The sequence below is a fragment of the Sphaerochaeta associata genome (assembly GCF_022869165.1).
GTDB lineage: Bacteria > Spirochaetota > Spirochaetia > Sphaerochaetales > Sphaerochaetaceae > Sphaerochaeta > Sphaerochaeta associata.
In genome coordinates this window covers 3,373,712-3,393,761 of the sequence record NZ_CP094929.1, presented here as the reverse complement: position 1 = coordinate 3,393,761, position 20,050 = coordinate 3,373,712, and the positions used below count along the sequence as shown (strand labels likewise).

Annotated in this window: 18 protein-coding genes; 4 read left to right on the top strand and 14 right to left on the bottom strand. The window is 53.8% G+C overall.

The window, feature by feature from the left end; translation table 11 throughout:
* Positions 1-39: 39 nt before the first annotated feature.
* The 11 genes from MUG09_RS15730 to MUG09_RS15680 form a co-directional block, all read right to left on the bottom strand.
* A complete protein-coding gene (locus tag MUG09_RS15730; RefSeq protein WP_244772383.1) occupies positions 40-1,257 on the bottom strand; it encodes an ATP-binding protein in 1,218 nt (405 codons plus the stop codon).
* Positions 1,258-1,380: 123 nt separating this feature from the next.
* Positions 1,381-2,262, bottom strand: coding sequence for a cation diffusion facilitator family transporter (locus tag MUG09_RS15725; RefSeq protein ID WP_244772382.1), 882 nt, complete (start codon positions 2,260-2,262; stop codon positions 1,381-1,383).
* Positions 2,263-2,389: 127 nt separating this feature from the next.
* Entirely contained in the window at positions 2,390-4,186 is a 1,797-nt protein-coding gene (gene aspS, locus MUG09_RS15720) for an aspartate--tRNA ligase (RefSeq protein WP_244772381.1), read from the bottom strand.
* A 73-nt stretch (positions 4,187-4,259) separates the two neighbouring features.
* Entirely contained in the window at positions 4,260-7,469 is a 3,210-nt protein-coding gene (gene carB, locus MUG09_RS15715) for a carbamoyl-phosphate synthase large subunit (protein ID WP_244772380.1), read from the bottom strand.
* Positions 7,466-8,611, bottom strand: coding sequence for a glutamine-hydrolyzing carbamoyl-phosphate synthase small subunit (carA, locus tag MUG09_RS15710; RefSeq protein ID WP_244772379.1), 1,146 nt, complete (start codon positions 8,609-8,611; stop codon positions 7,466-7,468). The genes carB and carA overlap by 4 nt, the downstream gene beginning before the upstream one ends.
* 133 nt (positions 8,612-8,744) lie before the next feature.
* Positions 8,745-9,137: a hypothetical protein gene (locus MUG09_RS15705; protein WP_244772378.1), complete on the bottom strand. Its 393-nt coding sequence runs from the start codon at positions 9,135-9,137 to the stop codon at positions 8,745-8,747.
* Positions 9,134-10,396 (bottom strand): DUF1576 domain-containing protein, encoded by a 1,263-nt coding sequence (locus tag MUG09_RS15700; protein ID WP_244772377.1) that lies wholly within the window; start codon positions 10,394-10,396, stop codon positions 9,134-9,136. Before MUG09_RS15700 ends, MUG09_RS15705 begins: the two co-directional genes overlap by 4 nt.
* A gap of 100 nt (positions 10,397-10,496) precedes the next feature.
* On the bottom strand, positions 10,497-11,369 hold the full coding sequence (locus MUG09_RS15695; RefSeq protein ID WP_244772376.1) for a DUF4097 family beta strand repeat-containing protein: 873 nt from the start codon (positions 11,367-11,369) through the stop codon (positions 10,497-10,499).
* Position 11,370: 1 nt separating this feature from the next.
* Positions 11,371-11,727, bottom strand: a complete 357-nt coding sequence (locus tag MUG09_RS15690; RefSeq protein ID WP_244772375.1) for a PspC domain-containing protein — start codon at positions 11,725-11,727, stop codon at positions 11,371-11,373.
* A 5-nt stretch (positions 11,728-11,732) separates the two neighbouring features.
* Positions 11,733-12,077: a hypothetical protein gene (locus MUG09_RS15685; RefSeq protein ID WP_244772374.1), complete on the bottom strand. Its 345-nt coding sequence runs from the start codon at positions 12,075-12,077 to the stop codon at positions 11,733-11,735.
* 14 nt (positions 12,078-12,091) lie between these two features.
* Complete coding sequence (locus MUG09_RS15680) at positions 12,092-12,748, bottom strand: PspA/IM30 family protein (protein WP_244772373.1); 657 nt, start codon at positions 12,746-12,748, stop codon at positions 12,092-12,094.
* Between the two features lie 211 nt (positions 12,749-12,959).
* Between MUG09_RS15680 and MUG09_RS15675 the strand changes: the two genes are divergently transcribed.
* Positions 12,960-13,979, top strand: coding sequence for a sigma 54-interacting transcriptional regulator (locus MUG09_RS15675; protein WP_244772372.1), 1,020 nt, complete (start codon positions 12,960-12,962; stop codon positions 13,977-13,979).
* A gap of 54 nt (positions 13,980-14,033) precedes the next feature.
* Here MUG09_RS15675 and MUG09_RS15670 read toward each other — a convergent pair whose 3' ends face one another.
* Positions 14,034-14,237 carry a PspC domain-containing protein gene (locus tag MUG09_RS15670; RefSeq protein WP_244772371.1) on the bottom strand — a complete coding sequence of 68 codons (204 nt, stop codon included), beginning with the start codon at positions 14,235-14,237 and terminating at the stop codon, positions 14,034-14,036.
* Positions 14,237-14,911, bottom strand: coding sequence for a PspA/IM30 family protein (locus MUG09_RS15665; RefSeq protein WP_244772370.1), 675 nt, complete (start codon positions 14,909-14,911; stop codon positions 14,237-14,239). Before MUG09_RS15665 ends, MUG09_RS15670 begins: the two co-directional genes overlap by 1 nt.
* 231 nt (positions 14,912-15,142) lie before the next feature.
* Here MUG09_RS15665 and rsmI point away from each other — a divergent pair, with 231 nt between their 5' ends.
* The 3 genes from rsmI to MUG09_RS15650 are packed head-to-tail and all read left to right on the top strand — an operon-like array spanning position 15,143 to position 17,992.
* Complete coding sequence (rsmI, locus tag MUG09_RS15660; RefSeq protein ID WP_244772369.1) at positions 15,143-15,850, top strand: 16S rRNA (cytidine(1402)-2'-O)-methyltransferase; 708 nt, start codon at positions 15,143-15,145, stop codon at positions 15,848-15,850.
* Complete coding sequence (locus MUG09_RS15655; protein WP_244772368.1) at positions 15,828-16,628, top strand: TrmH family RNA methyltransferase; 801 nt, start codon at positions 15,828-15,830, stop codon at positions 16,626-16,628. The genes rsmI and MUG09_RS15655 overlap by 23 nt, the downstream gene beginning before the upstream one ends.
* Positions 16,625-17,992, top strand: a complete 1,368-nt coding sequence (locus MUG09_RS15650; protein WP_244772367.1) for an MATE family efflux transporter — start codon at positions 16,625-16,627, stop codon at positions 17,990-17,992. The genes MUG09_RS15655 and MUG09_RS15650 overlap by 4 nt, the downstream gene beginning before the upstream one ends.
* Here the strand turns inward: MUG09_RS15650 and MUG09_RS15645 are convergent.
* Positions 17,975-20,008 (bottom strand): Lon protease family protein, encoded by a 2,034-nt coding sequence (locus MUG09_RS15645; RefSeq protein WP_244772366.1) that lies wholly within the window; start codon positions 20,006-20,008, stop codon positions 17,975-17,977. The genes MUG09_RS15650 and MUG09_RS15645 overlap by 18 nt on opposite strands.
* Positions 20,009-20,050 lie beyond the last annotated feature (42 nt).

Here is a 20,050-nt window from a genome sequence, read left to right as displayed (position 1 = left end):
CTGAAAGCATAGCACACCGGCAAAACGTGAGGGAAGTTTTTAGAGGGGTTCTGATAGGAGGAAATCGATGATATGGGAGTGCTCGATGCCGTTGCGGCCTTGCCTGATCGGATCCATGGAGACTACGTATTTTGGGAAGTTATCCCGAATTCTCTCAAGATTTCCGAACTCACGTTCTCTTGTTTCTTCGCTGGCTAGAAGGTAGCAGACTTGGATATAAAGTAATTGTTCTCCTTTATGTGCAACAAAATCGATTTCTACCCCGTCCAAGTGACCTGTAAAAACCGTATAGCCGTATTGAAGCAAATGAAGAAGAACCAGATTCTCAAGAATGAGTTCAATATCACGTACATTGCTGGAGAATGCAACGAGTCTGAACCCATGGTCGCTGAGGTAGAGTTTTTGTTGAAATCGCAGGACTTCTTTCCCTTTGATATCGAATCGGCTGACGGGAAGGACAAGGCATGAAGCCTTGAAATATTCGATGTACCGATACAACGTATCCAAAGAGATGGACAGATGTTCATGTTTCAGGTACTTAACGATACTCGAGGCAGAGAACATCCTGCCGCTGTTCGCCACGCAATAGATAAGAATTCTCCTTAATGTATCGATATCACGCACTTTGTTGCGGGCTATGATATCTTTTACCAAAACTGACTCAAAGACATCTTCAAGATAGACTCGCGCATTCTCTGGGGAAAGAGAGTTTTGATGAATAAAAGGCAGTCCACCAAGATTCAGATATTTTTCAAATGCTTGCTCCTTGGTAGCTGTCTTCTCGTTGAGAACTCCATACTCCCATACTTCCCGGAAAGAGAAGGGATACACCTGAATCTCAATATACCTTCCGCTGAGATAGGTGGAAAGTTCGCTGGACAATAAGTAAGCATTCGAGCCCGTTAGGTATATATCGCAGTCAAAATCAATTTGACAGGCATTGACAACCCGCTCCCAATGCTCAATTTCCTGAATCTCATCAAATAATAGATATACCTTCTTTCCTGCTGCTTGTTTCGTCAATGCTTGGACGGCTGCATACACAGCTTTCACGGTTTTCTCAAAATCCAATTGAAAAGATTCAAAGTTCACCAGAAGAATATGTGACTGCGGCACTCCTTGTTGGAGGAGCTCTTCCCTTATGAGGGAGAGCAGCCTCGATTTGCCGCAACGCCGGATACCAGTGAGTATTTTAATGATATCCTGGTGCATGAAGGCCTTGACTCGGTCAAGATACTGATTTCTATTGAGTATCATATGTTCTGCCTTTTAATGGCAGTATAGTTACGGTATATCGTAAAGTAAAGAGTTTTTATGGTAAAAATACGATATATCGTAAAAATTATGTATTTACGATTAAAGTTTCTGATATATCGTAAACTATAGTTTCTTCTGCCTGCTGGGATTTACATGCACCATGCAGTGCTTTACCTGGGGGAAGTTCTTCTCGATGGCGTGATGGACGCGTTCGGCGATGGAGTGTGCATCCACCAGGCTTTGCAGACCATCGGCGGAGATTTCCACGTCGACATAGCAACGAGAACCGAAGGTTCTTGTTCGCAGCAGGTCCAAGCCGCGGACCCCTTCCTGGTCGAGAATGACGGTGCGAATCTGCTGGACCGTCTCCTCCTTGCAGGCACGGTCGACCATTTGGTCGGCCCCGTCGCGGAATACCTGCACACCGACACGGAAGATGAAGAGGGCGATGATGATGGCTGCAATGGAATCGGCGATCGGGTACCCCATGCGGGAAAAGAGGATGCCGATCAAGCCGCCGGTGGTGGCCAGCACATCGCTCTGTGAGTCCCAGCTTGAGGCAAGCAGGGCCGAAGAGGCTGTCTTCTTAGCCGCCCATCGGGTATAGAGGAACATGATCTCCTTTACTACGATGGAGACAATGGCTGCAATGACGGCAAGCAGGCCGGGGACCGGTTTCTCATGGTAGGAGCCTTTTATGATTGAGGAGATTCCATCAACGAGCAAGCCCAGCCCCACGACCATGATGATACCCGACAAAAGAATGGCTGCAACGCTCTCCAACCGTTCATGTCCGTATTGGTGCTCTGCATCGGACTCTTTTCCGGCCGCAGAAATACCCACCGAGGCGATGACCGAGCTGACTACATCTCCGGCGTTGTTGATACCGTCGTTGAGCAGGGCTGCCGAGTGAGCGACGACACCGATGCTGATCTTGCTGATTGCAAGCACCACATTATTGAAGATATTGATTTTTGATACAGTCAGCGCAAGGTTTGTTTTCATAGGGCATCTCTCTGCATAGAATAAAGACATCCGCAGGATTTGCAGTCCCGCAGATGTCTTTTACACACTAGGGCCGTTTGCCCTCTTTGTCAAGGAAGAGCCCCGGATTGCTCCAGGGCTCTCCAAATCAAGCTTTAGGCTTGGGATAGTTGATGATCAAGTGCAAATCGTCAAGCTGCTGCTGGTCGACTTCGGACGGTGAATCGTCCATCGGGCTGACTGCAGCCGTATTCTTCGGGAATGCGATGACCTCGTGGATGGATGTCTGCTCGCTCATGATCATCACCATACGGTCGACTCCCGGAGCAATGCCGCCGTGCGGGGGAGGCCCGTAGCGGAAGGCATTGAGCAGGAAGCCGAAGCGCTCCTCTGCTGTCTTGTCATCAAAGTTGCAGATGCGGAAGATGCGCTTCTGAAGCTCGACATCGTGGATACGGATCGAGCCGGAGGCTACCTCATACCCATTGAGGACCAGGTCGTACAAATCACCCTTTACGCTGCCCGGATCGGACTCGAGGGTATCGAGGTACTCGGCCTGGGGCATGCTGAACATATGGTGTGCGGCCTCCCAGTGTCCGCCTGCCTCATTGTACTCGAAGAGGGGGAAGTCGATGATCCAGCAGAACTCGAAACCCTTTCTGATAAGGTTCAGGTCCTTGCCGAGCTTGGTACGTACGGCACTGAGGCTTGCACAGCACTTCTTCCAGTTCTGGTGGGCGACAAAGAGAATCATATCCCCTTCGTTGGCACCGAGTTTTTCGACAAGCTCAGCTTCAAGACCGCTGAAGAACTTGCTCACTCCACCCGAAAGATTCTTGTTCTCACCCACCTTTATCCAGGCAAGCCCTTGGGCTCCGTAGATCTTGGCGGCATCCTCAAGCTCGGTGATGTACTTGCGGGAAAAGTCCACACCCTCGGTTTTGGGAGCGCACAGTGCCTTGACATACCCGCCGTTGGCGACGATGTCCTTGAATGTGGCAAAGCTGCTCTTTTGGGCCAGGTCGTTCACATCACTGAGGGGAAGGTCGAAACGAAGGTCGGGCTTGTCGCAGCCGTAGGTATTCAGGGCATCGTTGTAGGAAAGCCGTCTGAAGCGTGCGGGCAGCTCGTAGTTCATGACTTCCCTGAAGACGCTGTTGAACAGGTCCTCCATCAAGGAAAGGACATCGTCGCGTTTGACGAAGCTCATCTCAAGGTCCAGCTGGGTAAACTCGAGCTGACGATCACCGCGGGCGTCCTCGTCACGGTAACAGCGGGCGATTTGGAAATACTTGTCCATGCCGCCGACCATGAGAATCTGCTTGAAGAGCTGGGGACTCTGTGGAAGTGCATAGAACTTGCCTGCATAGATTCTGCTGGGAACCAGGAAGTCGCGGGCACCTTCGGGGGTGCTCTTGATCAAGGTCGGAGTCTCAATCTCATAGAAATCGCGACTTGCAAGGTACTTTCTGCACGCCAAAATGAAATCATGCCTCAGCTTGAGCCTTTGCTGCATGCCTTGGCTGCGCAAGTCAAGGTACCGATACTTGAGCCTGAGGTCCTCGCGTGTCTCCTTGCCGTCATCGATCTGGAAAGGAAGAGGGGCGCAGCGGCTGAGAATCTCGATGCTCTGTGCCTTTACTTCAATCTCGCCGGTGCTCATCTCGGGATTGACCATGGAGTCGGGCCGAAGGCGGACGAAACCGGTGACGGCAATGCAGTATTCGAGACGAAGCTCGCTTGCAACAGCCTGGAGAGCTGGTGACGCATCGTCATCGACTACCACCTGGGTGATGCCGTAACGGTCTCTGAGGTTGATGAAATGCAGTGCGCCATGATTTCGGTCACGGTGCACCCAGCCATTGAGGACGACGGTTTTTCCGTTGTCAGCCTTGGTCAGCGCCCCGCAGGTAGTTGTTCGTTGGGAAAATACTTCTTCAGACATACTCGGTCCCTCTTGGGTCTCCTTTGTAAAGTATTGTCATACTATCGTAAGAGGACCCAAAAGGCAATTGCTCCTAGGAAGAGAGGGAACGAACAACCACTTGTTTTTTTTGCAGGTATTCGATTGCCTGTACAGCAGCTATGGCGGCACTGGTGGTAGTGGTGTAGGGAATCTTCAGTCGCATGGCGATGCTGCGGATCTCATCGTCGCTGGCGTGTGCCTGGTAGCCCATCGGTGTGTTGATCACCAAGGCAATCTGCCTGCTCCTCAGATAGTCGATGATGTTCGGCCTCCCCTCATGGACCTTCTGCATCACCTCGCACAAGATTCCCTGTTCGAACAGGAAGCCTGCAGTTCCCTTGGTTGCCGCTACTGCAAAGCCCAGGCCTACCAGCTTCTGCACAACCGGCAGAATGGTGGCGCGGTCCTTCTTGTTGACGCTGACAAAGACCTTTCCTGCAACAGGCAGCTTGTTGCCCGCGCTGATCTGGCTCTTTGCGAACGCCTCGCCGAATGTTTTACCTAGGCCGATCGACTCTCCTGTTGAGCGCATCTCCGGTCCGAGGGCGGGGTCGACATTGGAGAAACGGTCGAAGCTGAACACCGCTTCCTTGACCGCCCACCCGGTCCTGCAAGTTCCCATCGCCCTGCCTCCAACGGTTTTCACCAAGCCTTGGGAGACCAAATCCTCTCCTTCCCAGACCCGTACCGCCGCCTCGATGAGATCGACGCCAGAGGTCTTGGCAATGAAGGGAATGGTCCTGGAAGCGCGGGGATTTACCTCGATGAGGTACAAGAGCCCGTCCTTGGCGGCAAACTGGATGTTCATCAGACCCCTGGTGTCCAAGGCTATGGCGAGCTTGTGCGCCCAAGCCTGCATCTGCTCCAGGATCTGGGGACTGGACTTGTAGGGTGGAAAGACGGCGGCCGAATCGCCGCTGTGGATTCCTGCAGCCTCGATATGCTGCAGTATTCCTCCGATGTAGAGGCTCTTGCCGTCACAGACCGCATCGAGGTCATACTCGAAGGCATCCTCCAGAAACTGGTCAACCAAAACGGGAGCCTCTTCGCTGGCCTCAAGGTGCGTGAGCGCAAGCAAGGCCTCTTCATCATAGACGATGTACATGCCTCGTCCCCCGAGTACGAAGGAGGGGCGGATGAGGACGGGAAATCCGACTTCCTTGGCCAGGGGAAGGATATCCTCGGTTCGTTTGGCACTGCGGTTCTTCGGCTGCCTGAGGCCGAGCTCGGAGACCAGGGCGGAGAATTTTCCACGGTCTCCGGCATCAAGCAGTCCCTTCAGGCTTGTTCCGACTATCGAGGCGCCTGCCTTGATCAGGTCGCCGGCAAGGTTCAGCGGGGTTTGTCCTCCCAATTGAACCACTACATGCTTCGCTCGTTCAAGACGCAGGATTTCCTTGACCTCCTCGGAAGCCAGACTCTCCATATAGAGACGGTCGGAGATGTTGAAGTCGGTCGAGACTGTCTCCGGGTTGCTGTTGATCATGATGGTCTTCTTGCCCAACTTGCGGTAGGCAAGGGAGGCGAGGGTGCAGCAGGTGTCGAACTCCAAGCCTTGGCCGATCCTGTTCGGACCGCTGGCAAGGATGACTACCGCTTCTTCTCCCATTGGCTTGGCCTCGGTCGTTTCGTCGTAGGTGGTATACAAATAGGGAGTGAGGGCATCGAACTCACCCGAGCAGGTATCGACATGGTGATTTACCGGGTGCATTTCATAGGCATAGCGCAGCCGCTCGATGGCCTGTGGCGTTTGTGAGGTAAGGAAGGCGAGATGACGGTCGCTGATACCGGCCTTCTTTGCATCGAGCAGGGTTTGCTGATCGAGCTTGGAGCGGATGGCTTGTTCCAACTCGTATTGCTGCACCAGCAGATGCAGGAACCAGCGGTCGAATTTGGTGATTTGTTCGATCATAGGCAGGCTGGATGGCCCTTTTCTGACCAACGTGGTATAGGCGGACAAGAGTCTCAGCGGGTGTGCACTGCCTAAGAATTGCTCCACCTCCACTTCGCTGTAGCGGCCGATCGCAACCAGGTCGCACAAGCCTTCCAGCTTGCGTTCGGATGCACGGATGGCCTTGTTCAAGGCCTCCAAGGCGGTTCTCCCCAGCGCAAGGGCTTCTCCTACGCTTCTCATTTGTGTTCCCAATGCCGAGATTGGGAGGGGGAACTTCTCCAGCTCGAAGCGAGGGACCTTGACGGCACAGTAGTCCAGCACCGGTTCGAAGCAGGAGACCGATTGGCCGGTGATCTCATTGACCACCTCATCCATTGTATAGCCTACTGCGAGTTTCGCCGAGCAGCGGGCGATGGGAAATCCGGTTGCCTTGCTGGCAAGGGCCGACGATCGGGAGACACGCGGATTCATTTCGATGACCACCATTCTCCCTGTCTCTGGATGGACTGCAAACTGGACATTGCTGCCTCCGCAGTCGACTCCTACCGCACGCAGGATTGCTATTGAAGCATTTCGCATTGTTTGGTAGAGCTTGTCATCCAGTGTCTGGATGGGAGCGATGGTGATGCTGTCCCCGGTATGCACTCCCATGGGGTCGATGTTCTCGATCGAGCAGACAATGATCGCGTTGTCGGCTTTGTCGCGCATAACCTCCATCTCGAACTCCTTCCATCCAATCAAGGACTCCTCGATGAGCGCCTCGCCGGTCGGGCTGGTCTCGAGGGCGTGGAGCAGAAGTTCGGGGAACTCTTGTTCGTTGTTGGCGATCGAGCCACCCATTCCTCCCAATGTATAGGAGGGACGGATGATGCGCGGATAAGGGAAGTCTGCAAGTTTCGACTGTGCTTCAGCAAGCGAGTGTACAACATGGCTGTTGGCGCTCTCCAAGCCAAGTCCCTCCACCACTTGTTTGAAGGAGCCTCGGTCCTCGGCAAGTTTGATGGAGGCTATGGAGGAGCCGATCACCTCGACCCCGTACTGCTCGAGCAATCCCGCCTTGTCCAGTTCCAGGGCAAGGTTCAAGCTGCTCTGGCCTCCCATGGTGGTCAGGATTGCATCGGGTCTCTCGCGTTGAAAGATTTGTTCGACATATTCTACCTTCAAGGGATCGAGATAGACCTTGTCGGCCAAGGAGGGGGTTGTCATGACGGTTGCAGGATTGGGGTTGAGCAGGATTACCTCATACCCCTCTTCCTTCAGCGCCTTGACCGCTTGTGTCCCGCTGTAATCGAATTCGCAGGCTTGGCCGATGACGATCGGGCCGCTGCCGATGACGAGAATCCTCTTGATGTCGGTTCTGGCACTCATGCTTTTGCCTCCTGTGCAGTCCGGATGAAGGTATCGAAAATCCATGAGGCATCCCGGGGGCCTGGTGAGGCTTCGGGGTGGAACTGTACACAGCATATGGGCTTGCTGGTGTGATACAGCCCTTCGACGGAGTTGTCGTTGGCGTTGCGCAGCCAGACTGCGACCTCGAAAGGCAGGGAATCCTCCTGGCTTGCGTATCCGTGGTTTTGGCTGGTGACAAAGCAGGCTTTGGTGCGGATGTCGATGACGGGGTGGTTGCCGCCATGGTGGCCGTACTTCATTTTATACGTTCTTCCTCCCAGCGCCCAGGTGATCAGCTGGTGGCCCAGACAGATCCCGAAGACAGGTAGGGAGTCCATAACCGCTTTGGTCATCGTCACTGCTTCGGTAAGAAGGGCCGGGTCCCCGGGCCCGTTGGAGAGCAGCATTGCATCGCAGCCGCTTCCAAGTATCTCTTCTGCCTGGACCGAAGGGGGGAAGAGTGTAACGGCGATATTCCGTTTGTACAGCTCGGCGATGATGGAACGTTTGATACCGAAATCCACCACGGCAAACCTGAGCTTCGGATGCTTGGGGAGGTTGGGTAGCTTCGGGTTTGTAATCGTCTGTTTTGTTGCAACACCTTCAATAAGATTGCGCTGTCCGACATGCGGGTAGGCTGCAAGCTTTTCGAGAGCCCGGTGGTATTGGTGGTCTGTCAGCTTCCCGTCCATGGTCCGGAAGACTGCTGCATTCTGTGCACCATGCTTTCTCAGATGGATGGTAAGACAGCGGGTGTCGATGTCGGTAATCCCGACTGTTTTATGCTCGGATAGGTAGGTATCTAAAGAGACCCTCTTCAAAGGAAGAGGGCCTTCATATGCTGCTCGAACAATAAGAGCGGTACAACAAATGGGACTTGGAGAGGAAATCCCCTCATCGAAATCAGGCTCACAGCCATAGTTTCCTATGTGCGGATAGGTCATGACCACCATCTGTCCATGGTAGGAGGGATCGGTCAGAATCTCCTGATATCCGGTCATACTGGTATTGAAGACGAGCTCTGCTGCACAGAGATGATCGTCAAGCAACGGGGCTTGCAATCCGAACCCGTTGCCCTGATACAAGGTTCCGTCTTCGAGAAGTAGAAAGCATGTGTTCATGGCTGCTCCATCCGCTTAAATTGTAGGGATGATAGCCAAAATTGGAATATTATGCAACAGATTCTGCATTAATATACAACAGAACCCATAACTAAAAGAGCTTATGCAACAAAAAATATAAGATTTGTTGCAATTACTTCTTCTTTTCCTTCTTATTCAACGTAAAGTTCTCCGGGTTGAATGCATCACTGCCCAACCACAGGTCGATTCTCAATCCGCTGTCCGAATTGTCAACACTGGCATGCTTGATCTGCCAGCCGATGAGTTTCAGTCGTGCATCCCACGCCATATCGTGGCCGGCCATCAAACCATAGTATTCGGCGAGCTCTGGTCTGCTCTTTTGGGGATTGAGGGAGTTGTAGATTCGCTGAATCTCCTCTTCCGACCTCGGCCGGTCGTCGAAGAAGCTGATATGTGCACCATCGTCTTCCTGGTGCAGGGAGACGACGAGTCGGAGGGGATTGCCTTCGAGCAGGAAGTTTGTTACTTCCCCAATCAGTCGTCCGAGAAACTCTTTTCGTTTCATGTGGTGAAATCCTCCTTCGGGCGATTGGTCTTGTACCATTGCAGGATGGCGATGAATAAACTTGCGGTCAGACCTCCTGCAAATCCATTGTTATAGAGGTCGAGGCCGGCATGCCAGGAAGCCGTTACTTCCACCATGATCAGGTGGATGAAGCCTGCAAGCAGGCCGGCGATGATGCCGAATTGACCGGCGATAGGGGCGAGTGTGGTGGCAAAAAGCGCTGCAAGCAAGGGCCCGGGGGCTGTAAGGGACTTGCCGAACAGCAAGGTGGAAAGAATGACTCCTACAACCACCGGGGTGGTGTTTTTCAAGGTTTTGCCGAAACCTCCGAAAGCCATGATGGTGAAGATTCCTCCGATGACCGGGCCGTTGATGACACCTCCAACTACCAGTACATAGGTCCAGTACAACAATCCGAGCAGGCCGATGTTCAGCAGCGTACCGCCGAAATACCCGGTGTCGAAAAAGTCGTAGGGAAGCCGTCCGGACAGCTTCTGGATGGCAAGCAGTCCTTGCATGCTGCGCTTGGGTTTGTCGACGACGATGGCGGTGATAATGAGGGTGAGGCTGAAAACGGGGACAAGCAGGGTGAGGGAGAGGGAGTACGCAGTATTCCATGCAATGGTTATGGCTTGCATCTTGTTGGATGCGAGCAGCAGATTCGCTGCAAACAGGCCGATGAAGCCGCAGCTGAAGCCGACGTTGTACAGATTGTAGCCTTGATGAAGCTGCAGCATCGAGCCGGCGACTGCAGGGAGGATGAAGCCTGCAGCAACTCCTGAAACCAACCCCAGAGGGATGGAAAGTGCATAAGGAAGGCCGAGGGAGAACATGACATAGGTGACCAGCGGTCCGAGAGCGGTGCCGAATAGGGCGATGAGACTGTAGGAACCGAAGGTTTTCCGTGCGAGCTTGCTGGCAAGCCATACTCCCAGGATGAGGGGAGTGCAGTTGAGCAGGGTGTTGCCGAAGAAGGCGAAGCCCATCATCGTCAGGATTGCAGAGAGGGTGGGTCCAGAAAGACTGACGGTGGCAAAGTAGACCAAAACCAAACCAAGCGTTCCTACGGTTGCGGCATTGAAGAGTGCAGTTCCCACCCCGTAGAGGGTGAAATCGTTGATCAGACGTGCACTTTCTCTCTGTAAGGATACAACCTGTCCCACCACCTCGAGCGGGCCCTCGAGGGCCATGGCGGTAATGAAGAGCAAGGTGATAAGTAGAACCATCAGAAGATATAAAAGCTTTTCACTACGCTGCACGGTGCCTCCTCTGGTATATAGGTATGCTACCGATGGATAGACTGCTAGTCAAATAAAAAAGCTGCCTCTTTCGAGACAGCCTGGCTGTAATGCCTGCAATTCAGTACCAGAGCTTGATTGAACCGCTCACAGTGGAGAGGTTCACCTTGTTTCTGGCGCTTCCCGTCTCAAATGCCGCACTCTTTCCCATATCCTTATCATTGAAAACTATCTGGCCGCTGGTGCTGGAGGCTTGGATCTTCAGGTTGGAGCTCTGCTTCAGATCAATCTGCACGGAACCGCTGGTCGAGGCGGCGTTCAGCGATCCTCCGTCCAGGATCTCCACCTCTGCCTCAATGCTGGAACTGATGGATTTGAGATTTGCATCCTGAGCCTCTACGCTCTGTACTTCGATGCTTCCGCTGGTGCTCATCAGTTCAACCGAACGCTTACCGGCAACTTCACTTCCATTGATGCTGCCGCTGATGCTGCTCAGTTTAATGCTCTGATCGGCTGTCAAGGTCAAGAAATCGATCTCTCCGCTGGTGCTCCTGGCAACCAAAGTGCTGCCCTGGATGGGGTGCAGGATCCGGATATCCCCCGAGATGCTGGAAAGCTCAAGGCCGTCCAGGCGGGATGCGGGCAGGGTGATGACCAGCGCCGAGGGGGAGTAGGAGAAGAAGCGGAAATACCATGCTTTCTTGGGTTTGACGTCCACGTTCAGGCTCCTGCCGGTTTTCGAGACCGACAGGACGTCCGACTCATTTTTTCCAATCGAAACGGAAGCGCCTTTGGCGGCGTTGTCCACTTCGATGACGATGTCATTGGAAATCGTCGAAACCTTCAGCGAATCGGTGGTTGCGAAATCGATGGACTGGTTGGTCCGGCTGTCCCTGCTACGGATGGTCCACCCTCTGCTTACGGTGAAGCCGAGGGCCAACAGAACCACCAGAATTATCAGGAAAATCTTGTTGGCCTTGGTATCTTTGAGCATATCAGCTTCCCTGGTGGAATCGGTCGTCCCAATCCCGTTCCTTGTTGAACATTTCGCTTTCCATCTTTTCGACCTTGCGCTTGAGTCTCTCGTACTCGGCTTTCAGCTCCGCTTCACTCTGCTTGGGTTCGTCATTGGAGTAGATTGTGCTCTCAGAGTAGTCGTATCCTGGATTCATGGGAATCAAGAGGGCGGCAGCCAAGTAGATCAAGGCTCCCGGGAACACTCCGGTGACAAGCACCACCAGGAAAACAATCAGACGAACTGGGTCGGCGGGCAGGTCCCTCCACTCAGCAAGGCCGGTGCAAACCCCGAAAATCTTTCCCCGAGGGGATCTGTACAATTTTTTGGTAGCCATAGCAATCATTCCTTCCATTCCTTATCTTGCATACCTTCAGGCTTTGCCTTCCGGTTGTTCATTATTGTTTCCAGATTTGCCAGCCTCTGCTGCAAATCATCGATACCCTTCTTCAGTTCAGTCCTATTGGATGTCTGCTTCCATTCAGTGAAGGATGGATCGACCGTATTCCGGTTTTTCCCGCTTTTGATCTTGGTGGAACTGTAGGTTCCCGGAGGGAGTCCCATCTCCATCTCCCGCATCCTGAGGGCGGCATCGATCTTTTTCTTCCTGAGGTTGTACCGATGATCGATGGTGGAAATGATGATGATGAACGTGAAGATGACAGATAGAATCCAAATAGCTTCCATGCTTCGCCTCTACTTTACAAGCCGGCGCGCTTGCGCAGTTCAGCGATTTCGGCATCAATGTCATCCATCTCTTCCAGGTCCCTGAACTTGTCGTCGAGAGAAGAATTGGTGGGCCGATTCATCTCATTGTTTGCCTGCATCCGGTCGATCTTCTCTTCCATATCGCTGAACCGACCGAAGGTGCTGCTGTCGTTGGCACGCTTGAGAGCCTCCTGTGCAGCCTGTTCTTCGCGAGCACGCTTGGCCCGCTCAACCATCATCTGATACTTCTGCTTGACCGTGGTAAGCTTGTCCTCGATCTGATTGATCTCGCTCTTTGCAGTCCTGATCAAGTCGTCGTATGCACTGAGCTCAGCCTGCAGCTGATCAAGGGCCGCCTTTGCCTGCTTTCGTTCCAGCAACGCTTCCCTGGCCAGATCCTCCCGACCTTTGCTGATGGCGAGCTCCGCTCTGCTCTGCCAGCGATCGACAGCACTGAGCGCCTCCTTGTAGGTGCGGTCGGTTTTGGCTCTGCTGGCCATTTTCGCAGCGCAGGAACTCTTCAGCTCGATCAGGGTATCTTCCATCTCCTGCATCATCAACTTGATCATCTTTTCCGGATCTTCCGCCTTGTCGAGCAGTGAGTTGATATTTGCGTTGACAATATCTAAGAATCTTGAAAACACTCCCATACTTCTCTCCTTAGGTAGTAGTACCACCTGTGTTCGTGAAAATCTAGATGCACGAATCGTGCCAACTATTAAAAGTTTAAAGAAAAATATCTAAATCGCCATTTTGCCTAGGATTGCGGCCCTTCCTCTTTTCGCTCTCACCAAGCTGTGCTACCCTAACGCTGGTGAAACCTGCCAAGGATGGCTAAATTTACCAAGTGAGGTGGAGTGTATGGAAGCCGTGCAAGCCGGATACAATCAGCAACCCCTGGGTGAGAGTGAAGTCTTTCTTGACTTCCAAAGCAAGCTCAGCCGGGCTGCAACCGTGAATCGCTCGGTGCTGCTTGTAGGAGAACGGGGCAGCGGCAAGGAAATTGCCGCCAGACGTCTCCACTTCCTCTCCCCGAGGTGGCAGCAGAACCTGGTAACGGTCAACTGCGCCGCCCTTCCGCCCTCCCTCATTGAAACAGAACTTTTCGGCTATGAGCAAGGAGCTTTCACCGGAGCGCAGAAGACCCGCAAAGGCAGGTTCGAGGAAGCCGAAGGCGGGACGCTCTTTCTGGATGAGATCGGTCTCATCCCCTTGGAAGTCCAGGAGAAGATTCTCAGGGTGGTCGAGTACGGCACCTACGAGCGGGTGGGATCGTCGGTGACCCATGAAACGAACGTACGGATCATCGGTGCGACCAATGCCGACCTGCCGACCCTGTGCGAACAGGGAAAGTTCAAGGAGGACCTGCTGGACCGCCTCTCCTTCGAGGTGCTCTTCCTTCCCCCGCTTCGCGAGCGGGGCGAGGATATAATCCTGTTGGCAACCTATTTTGCCTCCAAGATGACCCTTGAGTGCGGGCGCAAGGAGATGCCCTCGTTCAGTGAGGACGTCATCTCCCAGATGCTCTGCTATCCTTGGCCGGGTAATGTCCGTGAGCTGAAAAATGTTGTTGAGCGGGCTGTCTATCGCAGCGACGCTTCACTGATCGAACACCTTGAGTTCAACCCGTTCGACAATCCATTCAAGCGCACGAGTCAGCAACAGCCGGTCCTGCCCCTTCAGGAGGCAGAGCTCGATTTGAGCCAATTCGAGGCGGCACGACTTGAGCTGGACCTCAAGTATCTCAAACAAGCCCTCAAGAACGCTTCAGGCAACCAGAAAGAGGCTGCAAAGCTGCTCAATCTGACCTATGACCAACTGCGGGGACTGTACCGAAAATATCAGGACCGCCTGCAAGAAGAAGAGCAGGACATCAAATGATGCCCTGCTCAAGGAAGAAACTCAATGACAGTCATGAAAAAATGTCTGGTTCGGTTATCGTGAAGGCAGCATGAGTGCTGTCAGAATGTAGGCGATGGCCATCGGAACGAATCCAACCGAGAAGAGCAGGATAAGGCCGATGATTCTGAGCAGGAGTACCGGCAGCCCCGACCAGGTGGCCAATCCTTGGAACACTCCCAATATCATGCCCCGTCTTTCACGATACAGGGTACGATCCTCTTCTCTGTCGTAGTACATTATTTCTGCTCCTTCTTCTTGGTCATGGACTGCTTCAAGCTTGCAAGCTCGGCCTCGATGGCCTCATCGGATTCCATTTTTGCAAACTCATCGCTCGCAGAAGGTGATCCATGATAGCCTGCCATTTCGGCATCGGCTTCCATCCGCTCGATTTTGCTCTCGAGCTCACTGAACTTACGGGCAAGGTCTGCACTATCGCTGCTCTTCAGGGTCTGGGCGACCTGCTTCTTCTCCTTGGCGCTTCTGGCTCTCTGGACGAGGATCTGTTGTTTGTCCTTGACTTCCTTGAGCTTATCGGCGATCTGGGTGAGCTGGGCGCTCTGGCTGGCAAGAATTGAAGTCAGGTTGGCAAGTTGCTCCTCGATGCGCTTGATTTGCTCGGCGGCATGCTTTTTCTCCAACAGGGCTTCGCGGGCCAGGTCCTCACGACCATTGGTGATGGCCAGCTTTGCGCGATCTTCCCAACGAAGGACGGATTTCTCAAACTCAGCCTTTTCTCTCTCCAGGCTTGTTTGCTCCGCTTTACGGGCTGCCATGGAAGAACGGGCCTTGGTCTGGGTATCCTCCAGTTCGGTGATCATCAGGCTGATCATCTTTGCCGGATCTTCAAGCTTGTCCAAAGCACTATTGACGTGTGAGTTGAAGATATCGGCGATTCTTTTAAACATCTGCATCATTGTCTCCTTCGCCACCGGGTGGCTGTTGTGGTTTCGTTGTTACGTAGATAGCTATGCAAAAGGCGTGCCAACTTTTAAAAACCAGAAGAAAATGATTGATTTTCTGTAGGATTCGGGTAAATGCAGGGGGTTTTTCCTACCTTATGGTGAAAAATACCAAACCGTGTGGGAAACGATACCAACCCATTACGCTTGTAAGGATGAATGAGAGCATGTAGACTGAAGCGCATGAGTACCTTTTATATGGTGGCGACACCAATCGGGAACCTTGAGGACATCACCTACCGGGCTGTACAGACGCTGAAGAACGTGGATGTAATCGCCTGCGAGGACACCCGTCACACCCAGCAGCTGCTGAATCACTTCGAAATTTCCAAGCGCCTGATCGCCTGTCACGCCCACAACGAGATCAACTCGGCCAAGGGTATCGTGGAGTTGCTGGGCAGTGGATTGGATGTGGCCTTTGTCAGCGATGCCGGCACTCCCGGCATAAGCGACCCCGGGGCCAGGGTTGTCACCGCCGTCCGTCAGGCGGGCTTTCCTGTAGTTCCCATTCCCGGCCCCAGTGCTGTTGCAACGCTGGTCAGCGTAGCCGGCTTTGTCGGCAAGAGCTTCACCTTTGAAGGATTCCTCAGCCCGAGAAAGGGAAGAAGGACCAAGCGTCTTGCACAGTTGCTGCAGCGTGACGAAGCTTTCATCCTCTATGAGTCCCCGTTCCGTATCATAAAGACTTTGGAAGAGATCGCCGCCCTCGATGCGACACGTACGTTGGTTGCGGGCAGGGAGATGACCAAGAAGTTTGAGGAGTTCCTCCAGGGTACCGCTGCCGAGGTTGCCTCCACGCTTGCCGGCAGGGATGCGGTTAAAGGGGAGTTCGCCGTACTGGTCGCTCCAAAACAAACGGGTGAAAGCGATGATAACGATAGCGAAGCTTAAAACGCTCAAGGATCGTACGTGCGTACGCAAGTGCGCCCTGCTGTTTCACCAACAGGCAACGCTTGCCCTGCGCAATCAGCATGAACCCGCATATCTTGCGGCCCTGACAGGACTGTTCGACTCTCCTCAGTTTCGCTCGGTGCTCGGCGAAAGCGAGCTTGCACGCCTGGCAGGACTTGGTGTAAAGCTTTCCCTGCTCCAGGAGGCCGAGCTGGCTGTCGCCTGTGAAGACATTCACTATTTGTTGCTTCAGGCATTGGGCAGCGATAGTGCCGATTGGGATTTCGTTGATGAGGAAGGTAACCTGGATTCGAGCCAGCGCACGATTCTCGACCACATCCTGGTCCTCGACCGTCTCCGCTCGCCGTACAATATCGGCTCCATCTTCCGATCGGCCGACTCCTTCGGCATTCAGAAAATCTATCTGGTGGAGGGTTGTGCCGCCGTCGATCATCCAAGAACCTATAAAACAAGCCGAGGGTGCACCCGGACTGTGGAGTATGAGGTGCTCGGTGAGGAAGCGATGCTCGCCCGGTTGAAGATCCTCGATCTTCCCCTGTTCGCCTTGGAGACCGGAGGAACCGAACTTGATGTATTCCCATTTCCGGCCAAAGGGATTGGTGTGATAGGCAGTGAAGAGCTGGGGGTGAGTCCGGCCTTGCTTGGCGCCTGTGAAGCTTCGCTGGGCAGGCTGTCCATCGCCCAGGCGGGGACCAAAGGTTCGTTGAATGTCGCAGTGGCTGCAGGAATCATGATGCATGGATGGTTCTCTGCATGAAATTCCAAACGCTCAACGCCGAGCAGAACTATAAGCGTATGACCGAGCAACCGGTGAGATCACTCATTCTTCAATTGGCTACCCCGACGATCATCAGCATGCTCATCACCTCATTCTACTCGATGACCGATACCATATTCGTCAGTCGGTTGGGGACCGAAAGCAGTGCTGCGGTGGGGATAGTCTATTCGATCATGAGCATCATCCAGTCCATCGGCATCACATTCGGCCAGGGGTCTGCCAATACGGTTTCGCGTCTGCTTGGCGCAAAGCAACGCACTGAGGCAGACCAAGTTTTCAGCACCGCCTTTTTCACCTCGATGAGCATGGCCCTGCTGTTCACCCTGGCCGGTCTGGCCGGCACCACCTCGCTGGTACGGTTCTTGGGAGCAACCCCCACCATCGAGACCGAAGCGGTCAGCTATGCCTCGGTGATTCTCGTCGGTGCACCTTGGATGGCGGTCTGCTATACGATGAACAACAACCTCCGTTCGGAGGGGAAGGCCCACCTTGGCATGCTCGGGATGAGCAGCGGTGCCATCCTGAATGTGATACTCGATCCGATATTCATCTTTGTTCTGGGCATGGGCATCAAGGGGGCGGCCCTTGCAACAGTTCTCAGTCAGGGCTTCAGTTTCTTCATTCTCTTCTCGCATTTCGTCAAGAGAAGAAGCAACTTGCACCTTTCCCTCCGGCATGTGAGACTGAAGTGGTGGATCTATCGTGATATCTTCACCGTTGGAGCCCCTTCGCTCTTTCGTACCCTGCTGCACACCGTTTCAGCGATTTGTCTGAATGTTTTCTCCGCCCCATTCGGTGATGAAGCGATAGCTGCGATGTCCATCACCACCCGCGTGATGCAGTTCCTCAACTCGGCTTTGATAGGATTCGGACAAGGCCTGCAGCCGGTTGCCGGCTTCAGCTGGGGAGCCAAGCGCTACGACCGTCTGATTGAAGCCTATACGTTCTGTGTGCGAACCGGAGTTCTGGCTTTCACCTTCATCGGTGTGGTCTGCTTTGCAGGAGCGCACTATATCATGCTGCTGTTTCTCTCAGACCCGACGGTCATCGCCATCGGGACGGTTGCCATACGCTACCAGTGCATCCTGATGCCGCTGTCCTCGTTCAATACCTTGAGCGGGATGGTGTTCCAAAGTACCGGCCACGGCAGCTCAAGCTCCGTATTGGCCCTTGCCAGACAGGGTTTCTTCTTTGTTCCTGTCATCTCACTGCTGCCCGGTCTCGTCGGGCTTGCAGGGGTGCAGCTCGCCCAGCCCATCGCCGATGTGCTTACCTTTGTACTCTCGCTTGCCTACATACTTCCTTTTTTAAAGAAGCTGCGCAGCCTAACCTCTGTTGGCTAGGACCGCCTGGTACATCTTGCGCAACCTGTCCTCGATATCGTAGTTGAAATTGCCTGCGCTGTAGTTGCCCTTTGCATTGCGGATGCCTGCAGGCCGTTCGGTCAAGAGTTGCATGCCTTCATCGATCGTCTTGATGGGGTAGATGAAGAACTGTTTGGCCTTGATCGCCTCAAGCACCTCATAGCCGAGAATCAGGTTGCGTACATTCTGAAATGGAATGATGACCCCCTGCCTTCCGGTCAGGCCGGTCGCCTGGCAGGTATGAAAGAATCCTTCGATTTTTTCATTGATGCCGCCCACCGGCTGGATCATGCCCATCTGGTTCACCGAACCGGTGACGGCGATGTCCTGGCGGACGGGAAGCTCCCCGATGGCCGACAGCAGGGCGTACAGCTCGCTTGAGGAGGCGCTGTCCCCATCCACTTCGGCATAGGACTGCTCGAAGGCGATTCCTGCATAAATGGAAAGGGGGAAGGTGCGGGCATAGTGCTTGCGCAGGTACCCCTCGAGAATCAACAGCCCCTTATCGTGGATTTCACCGCTCAGACCGGCCTCGTGCTCGATGTTTACAATACCCTCATTGCCCGGCGCCACCGTGCAGCTGATCACCGTGGGAGTCCCGAAGGATGCGCTCCCCCTGTCCATGACGGCCAAGCCGTTGACCACCCCGACCTTGGTGCCGCTCAGGCTGATGATCATATCGCCGCTGATGATTTCCTCGTTGATCTTGGTCTCGCTGATGCCGTTGGCATACTCCCGCTCTGCATGGGCGGTGAGGATCACCTGATCGTCGATTTGGTTCTTCCGATGATAACGCGCCCACCAGTTCGCCTCCTCGAGCAGGTCGTAGAGGGTGGAGAACTGGGTGCTCAGATGTTCGCGGGACTCCACATACCAGCAGCTGTATCTGAGCAGCTGGAGAAAAGCCTCGTCACTGAGCTCGAGCAACTGGTTCTGCTTTGCATAGCTGTCAAGGTTGGCGATTGTCTGGGCGATGGCCTTCTCATCAAGATTCATCGAGTAGTCAAACTGTGCACAGAGCTTGAAAAGGGTGAGAAAGCGCTCATCGCCTTCGGTGAGGGTGTCATAGGTCTCCTCACTGCCGATAAGAATGACCTTGACCGGCAACGGGGGCATCTGCGGCCTGATGGAGGCGCTGCGTAATTCACCCTTGGTGATGGCTCCGCTCTCAACAGTCAGGGCGTTGGCATCAAGGTAGCGCTTCAGCGCGTCCCACAGTCCCTGCTCGCTGAGCAGCTCCTCGGCATCGATGACCAAGAAGCCTCCGCTCGCCTCCAGCAGGGTTCCTGCATGCAGGCCCAAATGGGGCATTTTCTGCTCGTTGTCCACCGAGCCGAAGAGGTTTGAAAAGGATGGATGTGATTCAATGATAAAAGGTCTCTGAGTGGCCTTTGCATGATTTACCAGAAGATTCGCCCGGTATTTGGTGGCAATAGGATCGGCTTTGCAGGCCTTTTCATCAAGGCCCTGGATGTGCTTGTCCATCCGCTTGAGGTCCATGCGTATATGGTCGAAATGGTCACGAAGCGATGCTTGGGGGAACTGCGCCTCGAATTCTGAAACCAGTTCGAGGGCCGTTGCATAAAAATCCCGCTTTTGCAGGGCCAGGGAGAGAAGCTCTTGGTTGAATGCCTCTGAAGCATCACAAAACAGCTGCCCATCCCCGCACGTGAAGGTAAGTACCCTCGGACTGTTGGGTTGGAGGAAGTTGTAGACATAGACGAGGTCGCACAGCGACGAGGTGTCGTGGATAAGATTCTGAACTGCATGGCGCACCGCCTTGTGCCTGCCGCTGCCGCTGTCGCCGCTGACAAAGATGTTGTAGCCGCTTTTGGAGAGGGAAAGACCCAGTTCGAGCGTCCTCAGGGCGCGTGGTTGCCCGACAATCGGCTCACTGCTGCCAAGAGCCCTGCATGTTCGAATGGTTGCGAGGTCGAAATCAAAGGAAGCTTCTTCATATGTAAGCGGCTTTACCCGTACCTGTGTATCGGTCATGCTCGAACTATAGGTGGTGGAACAAAAGGTGTCAACTCTTTA